This is a genomic window from Bacteroides caecicola (assembly GCF_023337095.1).
Taxonomy (GTDB): Bacteria; Bacteroidota; Bacteroidia; order Bacteroidales; family Bacteroidaceae; genus Phocaeicola; species Phocaeicola gallinarum.
Genome location: NZ_JAMBLM010000002.1, coordinates 351,455 through 376,784 on the forward strand (window position 1 = coordinate 351,455; position 25,330 = coordinate 376,784).

General features: G+C 46.1%; 19 protein-coding genes. 11 read left to right on the forward strand and 8 right to left on the reverse strand.

Annotation, left to right across the window (positions count from 1 at the left end):
- Positions 1-5: 5 nt before the first annotated feature.
- The 5 genes from M3085_RS03180 (at position 6) to pyrH (ending at position 4,477) form a co-directional block, all read left to right on the forward strand.
- Positions 6-362: an MmcQ/YjbR family DNA-binding protein gene (locus M3085_RS03180; protein WP_191710510.1), complete on the forward strand. Its 357-nt coding sequence runs from the start codon at positions 6-8 to the stop codon at positions 360-362.
- On the forward strand, positions 349-1,107 hold the full coding sequence (locus M3085_RS03185; RefSeq protein WP_249052255.1) for a biotin--[acetyl-CoA-carboxylase] ligase: 759 nt from the start codon (positions 349-351) through the stop codon (positions 1,105-1,107). The genes M3085_RS03180 and M3085_RS03185 overlap by 14 nt, the downstream gene beginning before the upstream one ends.
- Positions 1,091-2,389: an MATE family efflux transporter gene (locus M3085_RS03190; protein WP_249052256.1), complete on the forward strand. Its 1,299-nt coding sequence runs from the start codon at positions 1,091-1,093 to the stop codon at positions 2,387-2,389. The genes M3085_RS03185 and M3085_RS03190 overlap by 17 nt, the downstream gene beginning before the upstream one ends.
- Positions 2,390-2,905: 516 nt before the next feature.
- Positions 2,906-3,691 (forward strand): glycerophosphodiester phosphodiesterase, encoded by a 786-nt coding sequence (locus tag M3085_RS03195; RefSeq protein ID WP_249052257.1) that lies wholly within the window; start codon positions 2,906-2,908, stop codon positions 3,689-3,691.
- A gap of 75 nt (positions 3,692-3,766) precedes the next feature.
- Positions 3,767-4,477 carry a UMP kinase gene (gene pyrH / locus M3085_RS03200; protein WP_178257618.1) on the forward strand — a complete coding sequence of 237 codons (711 nt, stop codon included), beginning with the start codon at positions 3,767-3,769 and terminating at the stop codon, positions 4,475-4,477.
- 104 nt (positions 4,478-4,581) lie between these two features.
- Here the strand turns inward: pyrH and M3085_RS03205 are convergent, their stop codons facing one another.
- The 5 genes from M3085_RS03205 to M3085_RS03225 form a co-directional block, all read right to left on the reverse strand.
- The gene (locus M3085_RS03205; protein ID WP_249052258.1) at positions 4,582-5,505 is read right to left on the reverse strand and encodes an ADP-ribosylglycohydrolase family protein; all 924 of its coding nucleotides are present in this window, start codon (positions 5,503-5,505) and stop codon (positions 4,582-4,584) included.
- A 97-nt stretch (positions 5,506-5,602) separates the two neighbouring features.
- Positions 5,603-6,835 carry a GTP-binding protein gene (locus tag M3085_RS03210; protein ID WP_249052259.1) on the reverse strand — a complete coding sequence of 411 codons (1,233 nt, stop codon included), beginning with the start codon at positions 6,833-6,835 and terminating at the stop codon, positions 5,603-5,605.
- Between the two features lie 218 nt (positions 6,836-7,053).
- Positions 7,054-9,456: a TonB-dependent receptor gene (locus tag M3085_RS03215; RefSeq protein WP_249052260.1), complete on the reverse strand. Its 2,403-nt coding sequence runs from the start codon at positions 9,454-9,456 to the stop codon at positions 7,054-7,056.
- A gap of 91 nt (positions 9,457-9,547) precedes the next feature.
- Positions 9,548-10,135, reverse strand: coding sequence for a helix-turn-helix transcriptional regulator (locus tag M3085_RS03220; RefSeq protein ID WP_178257615.1), 588 nt, complete (start codon positions 10,133-10,135; stop codon positions 9,548-9,550).
- Positions 10,136-10,199: 64 nt separating this feature from the next.
- The gene (locus M3085_RS03225) at positions 10,200-11,009 is read right to left on the reverse strand and encodes an alpha/beta hydrolase (protein ID WP_191710505.1); all 810 of its coding nucleotides are present in this window, start codon (positions 11,007-11,009) and stop codon (positions 10,200-10,202) included.
- A 277-nt stretch (positions 11,010-11,286) separates the two neighbouring features.
- Here M3085_RS03225 and tsaE point away from each other — a divergent pair, with 277 nt between their 5' ends.
- Genes tsaE through M3085_RS03240 form a run of 3 tightly spaced genes read left to right on the forward strand, consistent with a single transcriptional unit; the run spans position 11,287 to position 12,454 of the window.
- A complete protein-coding gene (gene tsaE, locus M3085_RS03230) occupies positions 11,287-11,715 on the forward strand; it encodes a tRNA (adenosine(37)-N6)-threonylcarbamoyltransferase complex ATPase subunit type 1 TsaE (protein WP_178257613.1) in 429 nt (142 codons plus the stop codon).
- 8 nt (positions 11,716-11,723) lie between these two features.
- Positions 11,724-11,951 carry an immunity 17 family protein gene (locus M3085_RS03235; RefSeq protein ID WP_178257612.1) on the forward strand — a complete coding sequence of 76 codons (228 nt, stop codon included), beginning with the start codon at positions 11,724-11,726 and terminating at the stop codon, positions 11,949-11,951.
- On the forward strand, positions 11,948-12,454 hold the full coding sequence (locus M3085_RS03240; RefSeq protein ID WP_249052261.1) for an NUDIX hydrolase: 507 nt from the start codon (positions 11,948-11,950) through the stop codon (positions 12,452-12,454). Before M3085_RS03235 ends, M3085_RS03240 begins: the two co-directional genes overlap by 4 nt.
- A 507-nt stretch (positions 12,455-12,961) precedes the next feature.
- Here M3085_RS03240 and M3085_RS03245 read toward each other — a convergent pair.
- Positions 12,962-14,167 carry an ROK family transcriptional regulator gene (locus M3085_RS03245; protein ID WP_178255563.1) on the reverse strand — a complete coding sequence of 402 codons (1,206 nt, stop codon included), beginning with the start codon at positions 14,165-14,167 and terminating at the stop codon, positions 12,962-12,964.
- Between the two features lie 157 nt (positions 14,168-14,324).
- Between M3085_RS03245 and nagB the strand changes: the two genes are divergently transcribed.
- The 3 genes from nagB to M3085_RS03260 all read left to right on the forward strand — a co-directional run bounded on the left by nagB (position 14,325) and on the right by M3085_RS03260 (position 19,919).
- Positions 14,325-15,116: a glucosamine-6-phosphate deaminase gene (nagB, locus tag M3085_RS03250; RefSeq protein ID WP_178255564.1), complete on the forward strand. Its 792-nt coding sequence runs from the start codon at positions 14,325-14,327 to the stop codon at positions 15,114-15,116.
- A 36-nt stretch (positions 15,117-15,152) separates the two neighbouring features.
- On the forward strand, positions 15,153-17,138 hold the full coding sequence (locus tag M3085_RS03255) for a glucosamine-6-phosphate deaminase (protein ID WP_178255565.1): 1,986 nt from the start codon (positions 15,153-15,155) through the stop codon (positions 17,136-17,138).
- 153 nt (positions 17,139-17,291) lie between these two features.
- Positions 17,292-19,919 (forward strand): transglutaminase-like domain-containing protein, encoded by a 2,628-nt coding sequence (locus M3085_RS03260; protein ID WP_249052262.1) that lies wholly within the window; start codon positions 17,292-17,294, stop codon positions 19,917-19,919.
- Positions 19,920-20,050: 131 nt separating this feature from the next.
- Here the strand turns inward: M3085_RS03260 and cls are convergent, their stop codons facing one another.
- Positions 20,051-21,361: a cardiolipin synthase gene (gene cls, locus M3085_RS03265; protein ID WP_204501130.1), complete on the reverse strand. Its 1,311-nt coding sequence runs from the start codon at positions 21,359-21,361 to the stop codon at positions 20,051-20,053.
- A 200-nt stretch (positions 21,362-21,561) separates the two neighbouring features.
- On the reverse strand, positions 21,562-25,266 hold the full coding sequence (gene purL, locus M3085_RS03270; protein ID WP_178256489.1) for a phosphoribosylformylglycinamidine synthase: 3,705 nt from the start codon (positions 25,264-25,266) through the stop codon (positions 21,562-21,564).
- Between the last annotated feature and the right edge of the window lie 64 nt (positions 25,267-25,330).

Here is a 25,330-nt window from a genome sequence, read left to right on the forward strand (position 1 = left end):
ACATTATGGACATAGAAACAATACGAGAATATTGCTTGAAAAAGAAGGCGACCTTCGAGTGTTTTCCTTTCGATGAGGTCAACTTGGTTTTCAAGGTGGTAGACCGCATGTTTTTGCTAATCGACCTTGACAGACCGGAATGGATTTCCATGAAGTGCGATCCGGAATATGCCATCGAATTGCGTGAACATTACCGGGGGATTGAGCCGGCGTATCATTTCAATAAAAAATATTGGAATCAGGTGTCGTTAGAGGCTGATGTCCCAGACCATTTGATTCTGTCGCTAATAGACCATTCTTACGATGAGGTTATCAAGAAGTTTACAAGAAAACAAAGAGTTGCTTACAATGAATTATCCTGATCCTATCCGGCTGGAGGAAACAGTTTCCACCAATTCTTACCTTGCCGACTTATGCCGAAAAGCATCTGTTACGGAACTGACGAGTGTTTATACCGATTTTCAAACCGCAGGACGCGGACAACGGGGAAACAGTTGGGAGTCGGAGGCGGGAAAGAACCTGCTGTTCAGCTTTGTGGTATATCCTGATTTCTTGGAGGCACGCCGACAGTTTTTTCTTTCGCAGGTTACGGCTATCGCGCTTCAGGAGGTACTGTCGCAATACGCAAAAGACATAACCATCAAGTGGCCGAACGATATTTATTGGCGCGACAAAAAGCTCTGCGGAACGCTCATCGAAAATGACCTGACGGGGATGTATATCAGCCGCTCGATTTCGGGCACGGGCGTGAATCTGAATCAGGCACGCTTCACCAGCGACGCCCCTAATCCCGTCTCGCTTTTCCAGATTACCGGACAGCAATACGACCGGCAGGAGATACTCCGCCAGATAATGGAACGTATCGTTCACTATTATGCACTGCTGAAGTCCGGTGAAACCTCGGAGCTGACCACACGTTACCAAGCCGCGCTTTACCGCAAACACGGATTCCATGCGTATAAAGATAACAACGGAATATTCCGGGCGCGCTTCTGCGAAGTGGAACCTTCGGGAAGGCTCATACTTGAAGATGAAGCCGGGCAACAAAGAGCCTATATGTTTAAAGAAGTAACCTTCTTAATTCCTCCGTATGACACCGATAAATAAGCAAATCCTCCATATTGCCATCCCTTCTATCGTTTCAAACATCACCGTACCGCTGTTGGGACTGGTGGATGTTACCATTGTGGGACATTTAGGCTCGGCGTCGTATATCGGTGCCATTGCGGTGGGTGGCATGTTGTTCAGTATGATTTACTGGATATTCGGATTTCTGCGCATGGGTACAGGCGGACTGACGGCACAGGCATACGGAAGTCACAATCTGAAAGAAGCTACGCGCATCCTGCAACGCTCCATTGCCGTAAGCATGTTGCTTGCCCTCGCCCTGCTTATCCTGCAATACCCTATCCGTGTCATTGCTTTTCTAATTATCGATGCCAGTCCCGATGTGCGCCAACTGGCGGCAAGCTATTTCCACATCTGCATTTGGGGCGCCCCTGCCACGCTGGGACTGTACGGCTTTACCGGATGGTTTATCGGGATGCAGAACTCGCGGTTCCCGATGTTCATCGCTATTACTCAAAACATAGTCAACATAGCGGCAAGCCTGTTTTTTGTTTTCGCACTGGGTATGAAAGTCGAGGGTGTGGCATTGGGCACGCTCATCGCCCAATACGCCGGATTGCTGATGGCTTATTTGCTCTGGCTTCGTTATTATCGTCCGCTTCGCAAGCACCTCAGCCGGAAACACATCTTCGAGCGCGAGGCAATGGTTCGTTTCTTCCAAGTAAACCGCGACATTTTCCTGCGCACGCTTTGTTTAGTTGCTGTCACCGTATTTTTCACTTCTACCGGAGCGGCGTATGGCGACGTAACGCTGGCGGTCAACACCCTGCTCATGCAACTCTTTACGTTGTTTTCTTACATCATGGACGGATTTGCATACGCCGGAGAAGCGTTGAGCGGCAAACACATCGGGGCAAATAACCGTATTGCGTTACGCCTCACCGTGCGCAATCTTTTCGGATGGGGACTTGCACTTGCATTGATGTTCACCCTGCTCTACGGCATCGGAGGAAAAGGTTTCCTGCGACTGCTGACGAACGATGAGTCGGTGATTCTTGCCTCTGCCACCTATTTCTACTGGGTATTGGCCATCCCGCTGGTAGGATTTTCCGCTTTCCTGCTCGACGGGATTTGTATCGGAGCCACTGCCACACGCCTGATGCTACGCGCCATGATAGTGGCTTCCGCCAGCTTCTTCCTTGTGTACTACGGTTTCCGGTCTTCGTTAGGTAACCATGCGCTCTGGATGGCATTCATCCTGTATCTGTTGCTCCGAGGAGTCGTTCAGGCGATACTAAGCCGTCGGCTCATTAACAAATAAATTGTAGGGGCGTATCGCATACGCTCTGAATGCACCAACTTACCCACGAATATGCTTTCGCGCGTATGCGATACGCCCCTACATTGGTTAATTACGGACATGAATTACTAAACATCCCTAATAGAGTTTGGCGAAACGGAAGGCATGGGAAAACTTAGAGCTTGTCGTAATTTGCACGACAGGCTCTTAAACAGAATCGAAATCTTTGTTTCATACAGATGAATTTTCAGTCTCACAGAGCAGAAAAGACGGGTGTATCGGGTGAAATTCCAGCGGGGAATTTTATCTTTGCCGATACACATATTACCCAACAAGCTTAGAAACTGTATCCTATCCCGTCGGGAACTTGAAAAACGCTACCCATAGAACAGGTCAACACTATGGGTAGAACCGACCAACTCTACCGCATAAGATGACCAACACTAACGGTAGTGTTTTTCGGGAGATGCCATCGGGTGTTTTCTGCTTTTAAGCCGGCGGGTAATAATGTTTAAACAGCTTATAAAACAGAACTTTATGAACACGAAGAAACTTTTTATTACGTGCGTATGCTCGCTCTTCATGCTTGCTGCCCACGCGCAGACACAGGTCATCGCCCATCGCGGATTCTGGAAAGCCGAAGGCTCGGCGCAAAACTCTATCACCGCACTGAAAAAAGCTGCCGAAGCGGGAGTCTACGGCTCGGAGTTTGATGTGCAACTGACGGCTGACGGCGTGATAGTGGTAAACCACGATGAAACAATAGCAGGGCTGACTATCGGGAAAACTCCTTACAACAAGCTGAAGGACTTGAAACTGAAGAACGGAGAAACGCTGCCTACGCTTGCCGATTATCTGAAAGCGGGGAAACAGTTGCCCGACATCCGGCTCATCCTCGAAATCAAGCCGCATTCTACCCAAGCGCAGGAGGACGAGATAGCCGCTTCTGCCGTTAAAATGGTAAAAGAGTACGGGATGGAGAAACAGGTGGAATACATATCCTTCAGCATGAACATCTGCGAACAAATAGCACGGCTTGCACCGGACGCTGAAATCGCTTACTTGGAGGGAGACGTGACTCCCCAAGAAATCAAGGCAAAGGGACTGACGGGAATAGATTATCCGTACGATGCGTTCAACAAACATCCCGAATGGGTGAAAGAGGCTCATGAGTTAGGTTTGAAAGTCAACGCATGGACAGTAAACAAAGAGTCTGACATGCAAAAATTAATTGACCTGAAGGTAGACTATCTGACTACCGACCATCCGCTGAAAGCCAAAGCACTGACCGAAACTCAGGAAGCCTCCAATCGGACAAAATAAACTCCGTGATTTTTATCCCGTTTCTTGGGTTTTATTTTTACCTTTGCGATAAAACCAATAAAAGCAATGATTACTATGGCAAAATTTAAGCGCATTTTATTAAAACTCAGTGGCGAGAGCCTGATGGGAGAAAAGAAATACGGAATTGACGAAAAACGCCTCGGCGAGTATGCCCAACAGATTAAGGAGATTCACGACATGGGCGTACAGATAGGTATCGTTATCGGCGGCGGCAATATTTTCCGCGGACTGAGTGGGGCAGGTAAAGGTTTCGACCGCGTAAAAGGCGACCAAATGGGAATGCTCGCCACGGTTATCAACAGCCTCGGATTAAGCTCGGCGCTGGTGGCCGCGGGCGTAAAGGCGCGTGTGCTGACTGCCATCCGCATGGAGCCTATCGGTGAGTTTTATACGAAATGGAAAGCTATCGAAGCCATGGAAAACGGAGAAGTGGTTATCATGTCGGCAGGCACCGGTAATCCGTTCTTTACCACCGATACGGGTTCATCGCTTCGCGGTATCGAGATAGAGGCTGACGTGATGCTGAAAGGCACGAGAGTGGACGGCATTTATACTGCCGACCCGGAGAAAGACCCCACAGCAACGAAGTTTGATGACATTACGTATGATGAGGTTTTGGCACGCGGCTTGAAGGTTATGGACCTGACGGCTACCTGCATGTGTAAGGAAAATAACCTCCCCATCATCGTATTCGACATGGATACCGTGGGTAATCTGAAGAAAGTAATGTCGGGCGACAACATCGGCACATTGGTACATAATTAAACATACTAAAACAAGCGGCGCAATTCGCTATCCCTTCGTTCATGTAACGGAATTCGAATTGCGCCCTATTTGTTTAATATTGCAGTGCTGACCGCAACATTCCATCAGCCCTTCAATACGTCCTGTAATGCATCCGATACACGGGTCAAAGCATCTTTTCTTACCAATCCATCCACGTAACGAGTAGGAATATTACTATATCCAAACCTTGCCCCTAACAAACTTCCGGCTACAGCACCATTCGTATCAGCATCACCTCCGGCATTGACTACCTCTAATAATCCTTTTTCAAAGCTGTCGGCATGATAAACGCTCCATAATCCGGCTGCCATTGTTTTCAGGGTATATCCCATCGCTTCATCATCTAAATTAAGTACATTCAGCGTTTCACTCCGAACCATTAGCAAATACGGCTCTATCCGCTCATCGTATTGCCGACCTATTTCTATCAATTTCTCCAACGGCAAGAGTTCGTTTCGATAAACCAACGCATGAACCATCTGCGACACAATGACCGTCGAACCTACACATCGTGGGTCGGTATGAGTAAGTCGGCAAATATCAGCAGCATGTTCTTCTACCTCTCCGTTCAGCAATCCAATCACGGATGTACGCATCACTGCTCCGTTTGCCGCATTCCGCCTACCGGACATCTGCCAAACCAATTCGGCTGCCTGATGAGGGTTTTCCACATAATCGCCTAAGGACAATACATTATAAGTATGCCTGCCTATCCCCTTGGGGCAACCCAAAAACCATTTCTTGAAATTCTGTGCTACCGACTGCGGATTCAACTCTTTGTCTTTAATTACCGCCTCGGCAATACATAGCATCATGTCCGTATCGTCCGTCCAATCTCCCGGCTGCCAACGCGCCCGATGATAGTCCACCATCATTTGAGAATAGTTCTTCACTCCGTCAGGATACCAATGCCGTACCTCACCTTTTGTCATAAACTCCGTACAGAGTCCTAAAGCGTCACCTATCGCCTGACCAAACAGCACACCTTTAAATTTATCTGCATCCATATCTTAATCTATTAAGTTCTATATACAAAAATATAGCATCTTTGCTGCAAGATACGGGTATATTTTTACGCAACGTATGCGTATGAATCATTCTTTTTTATTCCAAACACTCATCAAGGTCGCGCACCAACTGCTCTTTGTCTAAGTGCTGACCGATGAAAACAATCTTTTCCATGCGGTCGCCGTACTTCGCATCCCAGTCGCGCATCAGTCCGGGTTCTTGCTGCATGAGCTTAATCAAGTCTTCCTCCGGAGCCGTGGCATACCACAAACCGGCTTCACGCAACTGTTTTTGTTTGCCTGCCTGTTCGAACAGGAACGACATGTCGCGGTTATGGCTGAAGTAACAAACGCCTTTCGCACGAATTACGTTCTTGGGCCATTTGGTTGCGATAAAGCGGTCGAACTTATGGATGTCGAACGCCGGACGGCGGTAATATACAAATGTACCGATGCCGTACTCCTCTACTTCGCCTCCCTCGTGATGGTGATGATGGTGGTGATGTTCATGCTCATCATGGTCGTGTTCCTCGTGATGCTCGTGGGCTTCGTGGTGATGTCCGTGTGCGTGAGCCTCCCGTTCCTCTTCCTCGGTAGCCTGCTGCTCGATGCCGCGAATCCATCCTGCCGACATTGCCACTTTTTCAAAATCAAACAGATGCGTGTTGATTATCTTATCCAAATCCACTTTCGAATAATCACATTCAATGATTTCAGCCCCCGGTTGCAACGTCCGTATTATCTGCTTGATGCGTTTCAGCTCTTCAGGCTCTACTTCCGAAGCCTTGTTCAGCAGAATGATATTGCAGAACTCGATTTGCTGGATAATCAGATTTTCAATATCTTCCTCATCAATGTTTTTGCGCGTCAGGTCATCGCCGCAGGCAAATTCGCTTTGCAGACGCAACGCATCGACTACGGTCACGATGCTATCCAAACGGCAAATACCATACTTGATGTATGCACCTCCCATCGTAGGGATAGAGCAAATGGTTTGTGCTATCGGTTCAGGTTCGCAGATGCCGCTTGCCTCGATTACGATATAGTCGAAACGCTGTAATTTCATCAAATCGAATATCTGTTCCACCAAGTCCATTTTCAGTGTGCAGCAGATACATCCGTTTTGCAGAGCCACAAGGCTGTCGTCTTTCTTGCCCACGATACCTCCTTTCTGAATCAGGTCGGCATCGATGTTCACCTCACCGATGTCGTTGACAATGACAGCAAACTTAATCCCCTGCTTGTTTGAAAGAATATGGTTTACTAAAGTAGTCTTTCCGCTGCCCAGATAACCGGTCAGGAGCAGCACCGGAATTTCTTTTGTTTTCATCTTACGCTCTAATTTTTGATGTTCAAGACAACCGATACGTTCAGATTATGAACGAATCGGCTACGTTGCAAAATTACAATTTATTTCCTTTTCGAAACCCATCATACAAGCTATAAAAATAAAAAGCAGCAAACCCGTTTCACTCTGAATCCGGATTTGCTGCCCAATCAGCTTATTTCCTCGTATCGCCTATCCGATTACCCGATGCCATCGAATGTTTAAAATCTGCATCTCACATCTATACCAACTTGTAACGGACGCCCCATTTGAGCGAATCCTCGTCCCATCGTTTCAAAATAAAATGCCTGATAATCTTTATTCAACGCATTGTTTATCCATAACGCCACCTGTCCGTTTCCTTTATTCAGGCTGATACGTCCGTTTAACGTGCCATACAAACACTGGCTGGCATTGTTTTTCTCTGTCCAATAAATACGTCCGGCAGCCCGATAATTGGCGTCAAGCGTAATATTGTCGAGGATGCGGGTATTACGAAGCGCAAATACGTACTGTCCGCCTACGGTAAAAGTATGCTTCGGAACGAAAGGCACGTAGTTACCGTTATAGCTTACCTCTGCCATTGTTCCGTCTGATGTTTTCTCGTTAGTAACATAATCGGTAAAGGTAGCATAGGTATAGCCGTAATTTCCATGCAGGCTGAACGCATCGGTTATTTGGGTGCGAAGAGCTGCCTCAGCACCTATACTCCGACTCTTTCCGGCATTGACAGTAATGCGGCCCATGCCTCTTTCAGAAAAACGAGACAACTGCTGGTCGTGAGTATCCATATAGAATGCCGCAAAATCCGCCTGAAGTTTGCCGTTGAACAGCGTTAAATGAGAACCTATTTCATAATTCCACGAATATTCCGGACGGTAAGAGGTAGTGCCCTTAATATCCGTTTCTGTTTTCGGTAACTTATCGCCTGCCATCTGAGTAACCATCCCATGTGATTTCTCATCAATGGCGGCAATCATCTGACCGGTCATTTCACCTTGTATCAAGTCGGAAAACATCTGTACGTTATAGCCTCCCGAACGATATCCCTTCGATACGCTGACATAAATGTTCGTATTGGGGGTAAAATCGTATTTCAATGCAACTTTCGGAAGCAACTGGAAGTTATCTGTATTTAATTTACCATCCAGCAAAGGATTGATTTGCATGTCGCGCAAAGGAATCTCCATCATCGGCAGCTTGACATTGAAATCGAAATTCATCTGCGTGCCTGAATTATAGGTCAGCCAATACTTCTCATACTCCAGACGCAAACCAGCTGTCAGTGAAAGCCCTTCCACAAACAAATCGTTAATGGTAGACTGGTGATAAATGGCGGTACTGGCTGTAGGAGTTTTGAAATGCCCGCTTACCGTAAACATCGGATCGGTTACATCGAGTTCCATGTCGGGCATACGCGGATTACTTGCTTTCAGCGAAGCAAAAACATTATTCACATTATCCTCAATCATACTCTTTACCCCGTCATTGCGGAAAGTGACAGGTCCGTCAGTAGAAAGCCACTGGTAAATACCGCTCACACCGGTAGTCCATTGCCAGCGTCGTCCGGGCAAGGATTTCATAATAATTTCTTCGGAAAGCGTTTTAGAGTTCTGTATCTGAGTCAAAGTGTAAATATCCCGCTCCGTAAAATCTTGGTCCATATCCATGTGGTCGCGCAGGTATTGGAATCCCGTAACACTGCTCAATATAAATGCATCAGTATGACGTTCAACATTCATTCCGGCATTCAGCAGATTACGCTTGTAACCACAGTCATTATTATAAGATATCTTCCCGATATACGCTTCACGGTCTTCCGTCCCTGAAACCCGGCCGGTATACTCGTACGGATATCCGCCCTGATTGTTATATTCGTAATTAACGGTAAAATCTAATTTCAGGTTCTCATGGGGCAAATAAATGGCCCGTATGCGTCCGCCAAACTCATCGTTGCGGTCAATGCGCTTATCTGTATACGTATTTTTGAAGAAGCCTCCCTCATGGCGGTAGAACAGACCCACAGAGAAAGCAAACTGTTCCGATATGCGGTGATAGTGGGTCAAAGAAGCGCGGTAGTCGTTATACGTTGCACCGCTCAACCGCAAATCAGTCCCCTGATAAGTAAAAGGCGACTTGGTATAAACACGAATCAGTCCGCCCATCGTATTACGCCCGTAAAGCGTTCCTTGCGGACCGCGCAACACGTCGATTCGTTCGATATCGGAATAATTAAAATCGAAAGCCGATTTGTCAATGAAAGGGATGTTATCGACGTACAGTCCTACTGCCGGCGTATTGATACGCGAACCGATACCACGCACGTAAACCGACGTGGTCAGTTTCGAGCCATAATCGGGTATAAACAAGTTAGGAACCAATCCTGAAAGAGATTTTACCGAAACCACCGAATTGCTTTGCATATCGCGTTGCGAAAACGAAGTGGCTGACACGGCTTGCTGCCTCAAACGGGCATTTTCTTTCGGTGTAGCTATCACAACTACTTCTTCAATGTCTATCACTTTCGTTGTATCTCCGGGCAAAATGTAGTGTTCCGCCTTAGCCTGCACCGAGCAAATCAGCATGGCAACGGCAGGCAGAACAAGCGCTGTACGTCTTTTCATCCTTTATATTATTAGGTTTAGTAATTCGGCTGCAAAGTAAAGGCATATCTCCGAAAAACACAATCCTAATTTATGAGGATTTTACCGGATATCAGATGCGGTCGACCTCTACATATCCGTGCATGACGGCGTATACAGCCAAACCCGACACCGATTTTATTCCTAATTTCTCGGTTATATTCTTGCGGTGCGAAATAACCGTAGTAAGACTGATATTCAGCTTCTCTGCTATTTCTTTATTGATGAGTCCTCTCGTTACAAGCACCAACACTTCTATTTCGCGGGGCGAAAGTTCATGCTCCATATCCTGAGCCGGAACATCAGACGGGTGAGACGAAGCGTGTCCGTAGCGGCGAAGCTCCATAATGGATTTCACCAGACGGTCTTGAGACTGACAAATGTTCAATGTCGGAATGCCATTCAGTTGCGGTTGTTCACCCGCAGCAAGAACAATGGTTTTCGGACGTCGCTCTATGAAAAAGGCTGTATGCTCAAAATAAATCTGTGCCGAAACAAAATAATGGGCATACATATCCGGCGTATCGGCTATCAATCCTCCAAACGATGGAAATGTACGGATAACTCCTTCGGGAATCAACTCTTCGAGTATGGTGCGCAGCCCCAAAGCCGTCAGCGTATTCGGTTCAAGAATTGCTATTTCAGGTGTATGGTTCGTCATTTACAGAATAGTTTAGTATATATAATATATAGGTATGCAAAGATACATATTTTCCCGGTTACGCCTATTTTTTTTCATGTTCTTCAATGAACCTCAGCAACAAAGGGAAAGCAGCCACAGGCATGTTTCCGTGGTCGTATCCGTCTAACTCGTAAAGGGTAACATCGGGATGTCCCAAAAGTTTAAACAGGCGGTAAAAGTATGCCGATTCTTCATAACGTCCGTAAAGTTCTTTTTCGCGGTCGCCGGAGATTATCAGCAAAGGCGGACAGTCTTTCCGGACGTGATAAAGCGGGGCCGTACGGTCAATCAGCGGCTGAAGCGGAGGCATCCCCATCCGGTTACGCGCTTCAAAATGAGTAATGACCTGCCCGCTGAACGGAATCAGTCCGGCTATCGTATCCGGATTCTTCCCGTATTTTGCCAACAGACTTTTATCCAAGCCTACCATGTCTATCAGATATCCTCCGGCAGAATGTCCGGAAAGATAAATCTTCTCCTTGCTTCCGCCATAATATTCCACGCTATCCATCGCCCAAGCCACGGCAGCCGCAGCATCGTCTAATATTTCCTGTATCGTAGCTTTTGGAGACAGGCGGTACTCCACGCCCACTACCACCAACTTGCCGTTCAGCAACGGTTCGGGCAGCTCCCTGCTTCCTCCCGTCAGCCCGCCGCCATGAAACCATACCACTACCGGCGCATGGGTTACTCCCTTCGGCACGGCAACGTCTAACCTGCATACGGAATCCGTGTACGCATCGCCGGAAGGCACCGCACGGTAAGGAATGTTTCTCCGGTAAGTATAATCGCCCGTTGCGGCACTCAATCCGCAAAAACAGCACAGAAGAATAAAGATAAAAAGTTGTTTCATAGTCTTTTCTTTTTTCGAATAATAGGTTTCACGGATGCAAAAGTAATGGTTTCCGCCCGATGAGAAAATATTCCGGGAAAAATATCTGCCTAAGTGAAAAACGCTACCGCATGAACAGGGTAACGCTACCGCATATTTTGAGTAAAACTAACCGAAAGACCGGAGTGTCTTCCGAATAGGATTTTTACCGGGAGGATGATACAAAAATCCGACGGAAACAACTTAACGTTGGCTTTTTTGTTATACTTTTGCATTATCAACTTATTAACAAAACATTATGGAACTAAAGATTGATTCATTGGAACATATTCGCGAAGCTGCGCGCACGTTTATCGCCGCAATGGGAGACAATACCGTTTTTGCTTTTTACGGAAAAATGGGCGCGGGCAAAACAACTTTCATCAAGGCAGTATGTGAAGAACTGGGCGTAACGGACGTGATCAACTCGCCTACGTTTGCCATCGTCAACGAATATCGTTCCGATACAACCGGTGAACTAATCTATCATTTTGATTTTTACCGCATCAAGAAGCTGGAAGAAGTGTATGACATGGGCTACGAAGATTACTTTTACAGCGGCGCACTTTGCTTCATCGAATGGCCGGAATTAATTGAAGACTTATTGCCGGGAAATACCGTAAACGTTTATATTGAAGAAACGGAGAACGGCAGCCGCATGATACGTTTCAACGACGCAGAAGAATAACTGCAATCATGGGAATACATTATTTCTTACAAGCCTTGTTCGTACTTGTGGGGGCTGTTGCCTTATTAGGAGCCGTCTTTAACTGGGACTGGCTTTTTACGGCACGCAACTCACAATTCATAGTAAGCAACGTAGGACGCAAACAGGCGCGCCTTTTCTATGCCGCCATCGGGTGCGTAATGATTGCCACAGGTATCTTTTTCTTTTTAAACACCATAAACCCTCCCGTTTCATGAAAGATAACAGTGAAGAAATGTTTCCCCTCGTAGACGAAGAAGGAAACATAACAGGAGCTGCCAGCCGAGGCGAATGTCATAACGGCAGCAAGCTGCTTCATCCGGTAGTCCACTTGCATGTGTTCAACAGCCGAGGCGAGCTTTACCTGCAAAAGCGTCCGGAGTGGAAAGACATCCAACCCGGAAAATGGGACACGGCAGTAGGCGGACACATCGACTTGGGAGAAAGCATAGAAATGGCATTGAAGCGGGAAGCACGCGAGGAATTAGGCATAGAGGATTTTACTCCCCAGCTTTTAACACATTATGTATTCGAGTCGGACCGGGAAAAAGAACTGGTATTCGCCCATAAAACCGTGTACGATGGCGTAATTACTCCCAGCGAAGAATTAGACGGAGGACGTTTCTGGACTTTAGACGAAATCCGCAACCATATCGGGCAAAACGTATTCACTCCCAACTTTGAAAGTGAATTTAAGAGCCTGTTTAAATTTTCCGATTAAGTATTTTTATCCGCCCCTTTTTGAGTTTGTTTCCGGTCTGTTTCCCCGTTTTTACTCGTCAGATAGCCCGCTATCATCCTCGTAAAAGCCGAAAAACATCCTCGAAAACAATTCTCAAACTGAGGCAGAGCAAAATTTAAACAGGCTCTAAGCGCCTTGCTTTCTGACGGATTGATTCAAATCAAGTTTTAGTGGCTTTCAGCGTATTTTTTCATCGTTTTGCGTACAAGCATGATAAGAAAAGCGTAATTTTGTGTTGTAAAACATAAAAACTAAAGGATAACACAAAATGAAAAAGATTAAAGACATTCTAAAACAGGGATTTATTATGGCCGGAAAAACCCATGCATGGGGTAACGTAACGAGATAAGCGACATTCGTCTTATCTCTTGACGCAGAACAAAAAACAGACCTGTTTCATGGGATCAAAAAAAAGTTTCATAAGACCAACAACATACTTGATCCTATGAAACATTTTTTTTTCTTTTCCAACCAAAGTAAAATGCTTTATGATGCAAACAACTTGCTGCGCGCCAAAAGCGCCGAACCGATAGCGTTTGCTTTATCCTGCAATTCTGAAAGAACAATATCTGCACTGGGATACATCAAATTCAAAGTATAACGGCGAACGGCCGAAATAATGGGTGGAAGCAGATAATTTCCCGCCCGCGACAACTCACCTCCGATAATAACCTGTTCGGGGTTAAATATATTTATCAAATCGCTGACATGACGTCCCAGCTTCGCTCCAATCTCTTCTACCAATTCGATGGCAAGCACATCTTCACGTTTTACCACTGAAATAATATCATCGACCGTTATCTCGTCGATGGGCTTTTCTTGGGTCAACACCGAATTTTCGCCTGCCCTCACTCGCTCAATAAATTTCCGATAAAGCGCCGAGCAGGAAACTTCAGTCTCAATACATCCTTTTTTCCCACATTCGCAAATCTGCTGGTTATCGTATCCGTAGTTATGTCCAAACTCTCCGGAGAATCCAGACATACCATCGTACATTTTACCGTCTACAATAATAGCCATGCCCAATCCCCAGTTTACATTAATAAATATCAGATTACGCGGACAGCCGTCACTACGCTTGATAAATTCGCCATACGCCATCGCCCGGCTATCATTATCTATACATACATTCAAATGCAGCCGCTCGGCAAGCAAAGCACTGATCGGATGTTCTTCCCCAAAATTCAGGCGCGTATAGTTACAACCTATATTGGGATTAACCCTGCCGCTCATCCCAACGCAAACATTCAGTATTTTATTAGTATCGACAGACAAAGAACTAATAAAACGCCGGATTTCTTCCGCCAGACGATCGACACAGTCCATCGTATTGTCTTGCTTAAAAGGCACTTTCATTTCAATGTTAATCACGTCTCCCTTGAAATTAATCAGAGCCATATTAAGCGAATCTTTCTTTAAATCCACTCCTACAAAATATCCGGAATCAGCATTTAACCCATATAAACTGGGATGACGTCCGCCAGCCGTTTCCAGTTTTCCACAATCGTTCACGTAACCATCCGCACAAAGTTCATCAATAAATTTGGTTACGGTAGGCACACTTAACCCCATACTTCTCGACAAATCTGTAATCGTTGTCGTTCCCTTATAAATAAGATGCGTGATGATGCGTTGCTTCATCAATGCAGTCTTTAATCCTTTCTGAATATCTGCCAATAACGCCTGTCCCATATTTACATTATTTATTGTAACTCCACAAAATTAATTATTTTATTTAATAACACAGGAATTATAATAGAAAAAAAACTTTTTATTTGTCTATATTCATAATCCTTAATATATTTGCAAGAGTAAAGAATGCTAATTAACCAATAAAATACATATAGCTATGAGAGTAATTATTGAACCTGATTACCAAGCCCTGTCAAACTGGGCTGCGAATTACGTCGCAAAAAAAATCAATGCTGCCCAACCGACAGAAGAAAAGCCTTTCGTTTTGGGACTTCCCACAGGGTCGTCTCCGCTTGGCATGTATAAAGCTCTAATCGAACTCAACCAAAAAGGAGTTGTTTCGTTCCGCAATGTGGTAACGTTCAATATGGACGAATACGTAGGACTGCCCGAGTCTCACCCGGAAAGCTATCATTCATTCATGTTCAATAACTTCTTTAACCACATCGACATCCGCAAAGAAAACATTCACATCCTTAACGGAAATGCAGCCGACTTGGAAGCCGAATGTGCCAACTACGAAAAGGAAATTGAAAAATTCGGAGGCATCGACCTGTTCTTAGGCGGTATCGGTCCTGACGGACACATCGCATTCAACGAACCGGGTTCGTCACTGTCTTCACGCACCCGCGTAAAAACATTGACCACCGACACAATCATTGCCAACTCTCGTTTCTTTGAGAATGACGTGAACAAGGTTCCCAAAACAGCTCTTACCGTAGGTGTAGGTACGGTATTGTCTGCACGTGAAGTATTGATAATCTGTAACGGACATAACAAGGCACGCGCCCTTCAACATGCCGTAGAGGGTGGCATCACGCAGATGTGGACCATCAGTGCATTGCAAATGCACCAACACGGAATCATCGTGTGCGATGAAGCTGCAACCGATGAACTTAAAGTTGGTACATACAAGTACTTTAAAGATATCGAAAAAAACAATCTCTAATAAAATTATAGGTACATTCATTAAATCATTATAACCATGAGAACGAATCTCAGCTCCCAAATCTCATTGAATCGCGTTTCTCCGCGCTACTATAAAGTGGAGAGTGCGGTTGAGCGTTCTGTATTAACCCGCTTGGAAAAGATACAGACAAACATTTTTGAAACAATGGAAGAAGGCACTCGCCAGATAGCTGACGAAATCATCGCCAAAATCCAAGACAGACAACGCGAAGGCAAATTCTGTACGATTGCTATCGGTACGGGTGCTTCGTTACGTCCTTTATTCAGCGAACTGGTACGCCGTCATAAGGAAGACGGTATCAGCTTCCGTAATGTCATTATCTTTAATCTTTATGAATATTACCCGCTGACTGAAGGAGCCGGAAGCAGTTTTAATCATCTGAACAAATTACTTCTCTCGCAAATAGATATTGATAAACAGAATGTGTTTACAATGGACGGCAGCATTCCGCAAGATGCCATCATCGACCATTGCCGCTTATACGAGCAACGCATCCAGACATACGGAGGTATTGACATCGCCGTAATGGGTATCGGAAGAGAAGGTAACATCGGTATGAACGAACCCGGTTCGCAAGTCAACTCTACTACCCGACTGATTCTTATCAATGCTACTTCGCGTGCCGAATCGGCTCGTAACATTGGTGTCGACAATCTGCCTCCTTGCTCTATCACAATGGGTATCAATACGATTCTCGGAGCACGCAAGGTATATGTCATTGCTTGGGGAGAAGATAAAGCTGATATCATCAAGAGTGCAGTAGAAGACAAAGTAAGCGATACGCTGCCGGCTTCTTACCTGCAACTTCATACCAATGCCACTGTTTGTATCGACTTGGCTGCTGCTGCCCATCTTACCCGCATCCAGCGTCCGTGGTTAGTAACCAACTGCGAATGGAACGACAAACTGATTCGAAGCGCTATCGCATGGCTGTGCAGCATTTTGAACAAGCCCATCCTGAAACTTACAAACAAAGATTATAACGAAAACGGATTGAGCGAACTGCTGGCTCTTTACGGTTCTGCATATAACGTAAATATCAAGGTATTCAACGATTTGCAGCACACCATCACAGGATGGCCGGGAGGAAAGCCCAATGCAGACGATACTTATCGTCCCGAACGTGCCAAACCGTTCCCGAAACGTGTCATTGTGTTCTCACCGCATCCGGATGACGATGTTATTTCAATGGGTGGAACTATCCGCCGCCTCGTTCAGCAGGGTCATGAAGTACACATTGCTTACGAAACCTCTGGAAACATTGCCGTAGGCGATGAAGAAGTAGTACGCTTCATGCACTTTATCAACGGATTCAACCAATTGTTCGAAGAAGGTGGCGACAAGGTTATCTGCGAAAAATATGCTGAAATCAAGAACTTCTTGCTCAACAAAAAAGAAGGCGATATCGACACACGCGATATCCTTACCATCAAGGGACTTATCCGACGTGGAGAAGCTCGTACGGCTTGTACCTATAATAAGATTCCGTTGAACCGCTGTCACTTCCTCGACCTTCCGTTCTATGAAACGGGTAGAATCGAAAAGAATCCTATCAGCGAAGCCGATGTGGAAATTGTACAGAACTTGCTGCGTGAAGTAAAACCGCATCAGATTTATGTAGCCGGCGACTTGGCTGACCCGCACGGAACACACCGCGTATGTACAGATGCCGTATTTGCTGCCATCGATGAAGAAAAGAATGCAAATGCAGAATGGCTGAACGACTGCCGCATCTGGATGTACCGTGGAGCATGGGCTGAATGGGAAATTGAAAACATCGAAATGGCTGTTCCTTTGAGTCCTGAAGAATTACGCGCTAAACGTAACTCTATCTTGAAACATCAGTCACAGATGGAAAGCGCTCCGTTCCTCGGAAACGACGAACGTCTGTTCTGGCAGCGCAGCGAAGACCGTAACCGTGGTACAGCATCATTGTACGACCACTTGGGATTAGCTTGCTACGAAGCAATGGAAGCATTCGTTGAGTACAAGCCTATCTGATACATACAGATAACTCAACCAAAAGATTAGGCCCGACCGCGCCTCGTCATCTATAAAACGAGACGCGGTCGTTCGCTTTTATAAGTAAAGGGTTATACTTATTTCTTTTATTACTACCTCTGTTCACAATTTTATTTACACATCTTCATCTTTATGACAAAGCACATTATTTTTCTCTCTGCAATTGTTATCACACTGATTCTTGCTGCTTGCTCTTCCGACCACTTTATTCAAGAGACTGACTACCGGGCTAAAGTGGAAGCCGATTTCGCTGAAAAGCAATCAACGCTGAACCGAGGCGATTTGTTTGCCATTTTCAATCAAGAGATGACTCAGACGGAACGGGAAGCTATGATGTTTCTGTACGCATACATGACTCCCGGAGACATTACCGATTATTCCGGAGAATTTTATCTTAACAATGTACGACAAGCATTAGAAACACGTCAATCGACCTCATGGGGAAAAAACATTCCCGACTTGATTTTCCGCCATTTTGTACTGCCCGTACGTATAAACAATGAAAACTTGGATAACGCTCGTGAGTTTTTTGCCAAAGAATTGCTTCCGCGCGTAAATGGTCTTTCGGCTTACGATGCAGTATTGGAAGTAAACCACTGGTGTCATGAGAAGGTGGTTTATACGCCTTCCGACAGCCGTACCAGTGCTCCGTTGGCTACCGTCAAAACGGCATACGGACGATGCGGAGAAGAATCGACTTTTCTCGTAGCTGCTCTGCGTGCGGTAGGTATTCCTGCCCGTCAGGTTTATACTCCCCGATGGGCACACACCGACGACAACCATGCGTGGGTAGAAGCATGGGTAGACGGAAAATGGTATTTTTTAGGTGCCTGTGAACCCGAACCGGTATTGAACTTAGGATGGTTTAACGCACCTGCAAGCCGGGGGATGCTGATGCACACCAAAGTATTCGGTGCGTATGACGGACCGGAAGAAGTCATGAAACAAACGGCAAACTATACTGAAATCAATATCATCGAAAATTACGGAGAAAACGCTCCCATTGAAATCTTAGTTAAAGACGATGGAAACCGTCCGGTTGCCGGAGCAAATGTAGAATTCAAAATCTACAATTATGCTGAGTTCTATACCGTAGCAAGCAAAATCAGCGATGAAAACGGACATGCCTCTTTGTCTGCCGGACTGGGAGATATGCTGATTTACGCATCGGCAAACGGCAAATTTGGTATCCAGAAAGCATCGTTCGGAAAAGACCAACAAGTAACCGTGGTTCTTGACCATCAGGAAGGCGATGACTTTACCGTTCCGTTCAACATTGTTCCGCCGGTAGAGAAAGCAAACATGCCTAAGGTAACCGACGAGCAACGTGCCGAAAATACACGTCGAATGAACGAAGAAGACTCGATACGAAATGCTTATGTAGGTACCTTCCCTACTCAGGAACAAGCTGAAGAATTTGCCGAAGCACAAGGCTTGGATAAAGAAAAAACAGTGGCATTCATCTTGAAATCAAGAGGAAACCACGCCGACATCATGTCATTCCTGAAAAACGCAACAGCCAAAAAGATGGGCGAACGCGCTTTGGAATTATTGTCTACCGTCTCTGAGAAAGACCTGCGCGACACACCTTGCGCCATCTTAGAAGACCACTTGTATAATACCGACCCGACAGCCGATATCAAAATGGTTCTTGCTCCGCGTATTGCCAGCGAAATACTGACTCCATACCGCGCCTACTTGCAAAAAAATATTCCCGCAGCATTGGCTGAACAGTTCCGCAACGACCCGCAACAATTGGTTAACTGGTGTAAAGACAGCCTCATCATCCGCAACGATTTGAATACAATCTTTACTACCACATCGCCCGAAGGCGTATGGAGAAGCCGTGTTACCGATACCGGCTCACGCGAGATTTTCTTTGTTGCAGCAGCCCGAAGCCTCGGCATACCTGCCCAGAAAGATGCCGTAAACGGAAATATTTATTATCTCAAAAATGGCGAAACCGTAAAGGTTGACTTTGAAACAGCTGTAAGTCAACGTCCGTCGGAAGGCACACTGAAAGCAACCTATAAGGCTATTCCACGCCTGAATAATCCGAAATATTATACGCATTTCACACTTTCTAAATACGATAACGGTATTTTCCGCCTGATGAGTTATCCCGAAGATGCAACATGGGAATCGCTTCTCAAGAACGGAACGAAGATGGAAACCGGCTACTACAAGCTGGTTACAGGTAGCCGTATGGCAGATGGAAGTGTATTGAGCAACGTTGCTTTCTTCACCATAGAGGAAGGAAAGACTACAACCATCGACCTCGTAATGCGTGAAAATACTGAAGAAATCCGTGTTATCGGTAACTTCGATTCAGAAGCGAAATACATGTCGGTTGAAAGCGGTGAAGAAACCAGCGTACTGGCTACCACGGGACGTGGATATTACATCATCGGCGTACTTGGAGTAGGTCAGGAGCCTACCAATCATGCGTTGAAGGACATCGAAATCAAGAAAAACGAATTCGAAAAATGGGGACGCACCGTTCTGCTGCTGTTTACCGACAAGGAAGCATACAGCAAGTTTAATCACAAGGACTTCCCCAACCTGCCTTCTACCGTGAAATTCGGTATCGACACCGATGGCAAAATCCGCCGCATGATAGCCGAAAACATGAAATTGGAACACGGCGGACAGTTGCCTGTATTCATTATCAGCGACACATTTAACCGCGTGGTATTCGAATCACACGGCTATACCATCGGCTTGGGCGAACAGATGATTCACATTATCCACGGATTATAATCCGCCACTCCGTTTCCCCGCGTGGATTCCAGCAGCGGGGAACACTTAAAAATTTATCCGCATATCTTTAAAAACATCAGTTGGTTTCTTTAAAGATATGCGGATATTTTTATACAGGCCGAAGTGTTTTCCTATAATACGGGCGTGAACAAATGGGCAAACCAGCCCACAAATCTTTTCCATCCCGAACGCTTTTTATATTCTTCGCGCGTCATAATCGTACTGTTCTGCTTGTCTGCCTTAAAGATATCGCCTAACTGAGCGGTTGTGGGGAGGTCGAAAATAAACGCATTGATTTCATAATCGTAACGCAGGCTGCGGCTGTTGAGATTCGTACTGCCTACGGTACAGAAACGGTCGTCTACAATCATGATTTTAGAATGATGAAACCCTCCATTAAAAACATAGATGTGTGCCCCCGCCTTACGCAGCTTGTTGGCGAAATAAAATCCGGCATCGGGCGTAAACGGGATGTCTGATTTTCCGGGAATCATGATTTCTACCCTCACCCCTCGCTTTGCTGCCCGCTTAATCGCTCTACGCACACTGACCGTAGGCGTAAAGTAGGGATTGATAATTTGTATTCTGTGCTCCGCCGCATCCATCGCAGCAATGTAAGCCTCACGCATAATATCGGGCGAAACCTTCGGAACGCGCTGAATGATTGCTACCTGATTTCCCAAATGGGGAGGCAGGCTATCCAGCGAATCGCGGTCAAAAGGAAAATATTCATCTCCCCCTATCTGCTGGCCAGACTCTTTGTTCCATACACTCAAAAATGCTTTCTGAAGCTGCTCCACTGCCGGGCCTTTAATGCAAACGTGCATGTCTCGCCACGGCCCGATTTCCGGTAGTCCGTTGATGTAATAATCCGCGATGTTCATTCCGCCCGTATAGCCCACCTTGCCGTCGATAACCACGATTTTCTGATGGTCGCGGCTAAAGATGTGGTTGACATAGGGGAAACGTATCGGGTCGAACTTAATGATTTCAATGCCGCGCTCGTTTAACATCTTCAGGTGTTCTTTGCGGAGCGGCCGGTTATTGGAAAGGTTCCCGAAGTCATCGAACATGGCACGCACCTTCACCCCTTCTTTGGCTTTTTCTGCCAACAGGGTAAACAGTTCTTTAGCAATAGAATCGCTCCGGAAATTAAAATATTCAAGATGAATATGATGTTTCGCTTTCTGTATCTCTTGAAACAAACTGCCGAACTTCAATCTCCCGCTCGGCAACAGTTCAAGTTCATTATGGGCGGTAAGCGGAATATTATGACGCGCTAAAAAGTGGGTAAAAACCGAATCGGCAGGCAACCATGACTGAACAGAATCTTCCATCTCTTCTGAAATCAAAAAAGATGCTGCCCGTCCGGGTGTCACGAGTCCTCCCAACACGATGAACAGCCCTGCCAAATATCCTACCCAATACCGTGTTATTTTCATATAGACAAAATTTTCCACGCAAAAGTAGAGAATATTTCAGAAAGCGACAATAATAGAGAGGATTTAAACCACAAAATCAACAGAATGCGCTATTTACTGACGCTATGAAATGAGAAAAAGAAAAGCATCAGAAAGTAGAAACTTCCCGATGCTCTCCCTGTTTAATTACTATATTAATCTGAAAAGATCATGTGTGTGCATTAGTTTTTATGAGCTTCCACCCACTTACGCGCATTGACAAAGGCTTCCATCCACGGTGTGATTTGGTCTTTATGCAGGCGTTCGGCAGGGTAATATGCGTTGTTCCACGGGAAGCAAGCACGCTCTAAGTGAGGCATCATTGCCAAATGGCGTCCGTCTTGGCTGGCAATACCTGCCACGCTGTAATCGGAACCGTTCGGATTTCCCGGATACTCATCGTAAGAATACTTCAAGACAACGTTATAGTGGTCTTCAGGGTAAGGCAGTGAGAACTTACCTTCGCCGTGAGCTACCCAAATGCCCAACTTCGATCCGCTGAGCGAACCGAACATCACGCTGCGGTTCATCGGTACGGTTACTCCGAGGAATGAAGATTCGAACTTATGAGAATCGTTATGCAACATCTTGCCTTGTTTTTCGTCTTCCGGAGTAATCAGTCCGAGTTCCATCATCAACTGGCAACCGTTGCAAACGCCCAATGACAGGGTATCTTTACGGGCATAGAAATTATCGAGCGCGGCTTTAGCCTTCGGGTTGAACAGGAATGTACCTGCCCATCCTTTTGCCGAACCTAACACGTCGGAATTAGAGAATCCGCCACAGAATACAATCATGCTGATGTCTTCCAGCGTTTCGCGTCCGCTGGCAAGGTCGGTCATCGTAACGTCTTTTACATCGAAGCCAGCCAAATAGAGCATGTATGCCATTTCACGCTCACCGTTCGTACCTTTTTCGCGAATGATGGCAGCCTTGATTCCACTCGGTGTACGACGGTCGGGGTCAAGTCCGAACTGCGACAGCTTACCGGTAAACGACTTGTCGAATACCACCTCCAACGGCTGTTGCTTATAGTTCTCGAAGCGTTTCTTCGCACATCCGTTCATGCTCTGCTTGCGGTCGAGCAGGTAAGAAGTAGAATACCATACATCACGCAGATAGTCTACACCAAACTGGTAAGTAGCATCGTGAAGCGTTACCAAGATATGACGTTCGTCGGCCGGCTTACCCAACTTGATATATCCTACGCCGGCATCTTCCAAAATCTTCTTAACTTCTGATTTATGCTTATCGGCAATCTGAATAACGATACCCGGATTTTCGGCAAACAGTATCTTGACTATGTCGTCACACTTAAACTTATCTAAAGCGATTTCCATACCGCCTTCCGTATTGGCAAAACACATTTCGAGCAAGGTTGTTATCAAACCTCCTGCCGAGATGTCGTGACCGGCCAAAATCAAACCTTTATTAACCAGCTCCTGAACGGCAAGGAAGGCATCGCGGAAATATTCTGCATCGCGAACGGTAGGAACATCGTCGCCCACTTTATTCAGTGATTGAGCAAAGGCAGAACCTCCCAAACGCAGTTCATCGAAACTGAAGTCGATATGATAGAACGTAGATTTTTCATCGTTAACCATTACCGGAGATACTACTTTCTTGATATCCGATACCTCTCCTCCGGCAGAAACGATAACCGTTCCCGGACTGATAATCTTTTCTCCGTTCGGATATTTCTGAGTCATTGACAAAGAGTCTTTTCCGGTAGGAACATTGATTTGCAGTTCACAGCAGAAATCAGACAACGCCTTAACTGCCGTATAGAGGCGGGCGTCTTCTCCTTCCTGTGAACGGCAAGGCCACATCCAGTTAGCCGACAGTGATACGCTGTCCAGCCCTTCGGCAAGCGGAGCCCATACGATATTGGTCAGTGCTTCGGATACAGCCAGTACAGAACCTGCTGCCGGATTAGCCAAAGCTGCCTGCGGAGCGTGACCCAAAGCCGTAGCGATACCTTTCTCACCACGATAATCGAGGGCTACCACACCACAGTCGCTCAACGGCAACTGCAATTCGCCCTGACACTGCTGACGCGCAATCTTGCCTGTAACGGAGCGGTCTACCTTGTTTGTCAACCAGTCTTTACAAGCTACAGCCTCCAACTGAAGCACGCGGCCTACGTATTCATTCAGTTTGGTTACGTCGTAAGACACATTTTCATAGTGGCGTTCTACGGTTTTATCTACCATGTAAGTTTTAGGAGAAGAACCGAACATCTGGCTCACTGCCAAATCGAACGGACGAACGCCGTCTGCCTGTTCGAAAGCAAAACGATGGTCGCCGGTTGTTTCGCCCACTACGTACATCGGAGCACGTTCGCGTTCGGCTATCTTGCGCACGTGATCGATTGACTTTTCTTCTATCAGCAAGCCCATACGTTCTTGCGATTCATTGGCTATGATTTCTTTTGCCGACAGGGTTTCATCGCCGATGGGGAGTTTATCCATGTGAATCAAACCGCCGCACTCTTCCACCAACTCCGACAAACAGTTTACGTGACCAGCCGAACCGTGGTCGTGGATAGACACAATCGGGTTCTGTTCTTCCTCACACAAAGCGCGAACCACGTTATAGGCACGTTTCTGCATCTCGGCATTCGCACGCTGTACAGCGTTCAGTTCGATACCCGAAGAGTAACGTCCGGTTTCTACCGACGAAACAGAACCTCCGCCCAAACCGATGCGATAGTTATCACCTCCTAACACTACGATTTCGTCGCCTGCTTCGGGAGTACCTTTCAAGCAGTCGCGTTTCGTTCCGTAACCTACGCCTCCGGCAAGCATGATTACTTTATCGTAAGCATATTTTTCGCCGTTTTCCTGATGTTCGAACGTAAGCACCGAACCGCAAATCAGCGGCTGACCGAACTTGTTACCGAAGTCGGAAGCACCGTTTGAGGCTTTAATCAGAATCTGTTCCGGAGTTTGATACAACCATTTGCGGACAGGAAGCACATCTTCCCACTCGCGTCCTTCTTCCGTACGGGGATAAGATGTCATGTAAACAGCCGTTCCGGCGATGGGCCATGAACCTTTTCCACCTCCCATACGGTCGCGGATTTCTCCTCCCGTACCGGTCGACGCACCGTTAAACGGTTCTACCGTGGTAGGGAAGTTATGGGTTTCGGCTTTCAGCGAGATAACCGTTTTGATGTCTTTGATAATGAAATAGTCGGAAGTAGAATGGTCTACCGGAGCAAACTGTTCCACTACCGGACCTTCGGCAAACGCCACATTGTCTTTATAGGCAGATATAATTTTGTTCGGGTTTTCGTTGGTAGTCTTCTTAATCATTTGGAACAAGGAAGATTCCATTTCCTGACCGTCGATGATGAATGTTCCGCCGAAAATTTTGTGGCGGCAGTGTTCCGAGTTGATTTGAGCGAAACCAAACACTTCCGAGTCGGTCAGCTTGCGTCCCAAGTCTTTTTCTACTTTCAGCAGGTAGTCCATTTCCTCGCGCGACAGAGCTAACCCTTCCTTTTCGTTATACTCTTCCAGATTGTCGATATAAATAATCGGTTGGGGTTTGATGTCTACCGTAAATATATCTTGGTCTAACCCATGATACATGCGTTGCAACATCGGGTCATGGTCGGCATTCTCATCCTTTACCGGGAAATATTCTTCGATGCGGCGGATGCCTTTCAACCCCATGTTTTGCGTAATTTCAACAGCATTCGTACTCCACGGAGTTATCATTTCGCGGCGAGGTCCGATAAACCAACCTTTCAAATTTTCTTCTTTTTCTACCGTTGCATTGCTGTACAGCCAGCTGAGTTTGCGAATGTCTTCTTCATTCATTTCGCTGCTGCATTGAGTAGCAATCACACTTTGACCGGGTGTTCTGAAAAATAGAATCATAGCACTTGTTTAAAATGAATTTTCGATAAAACTTAAATCACGTGCAAAGTTACGAAATTCGTTG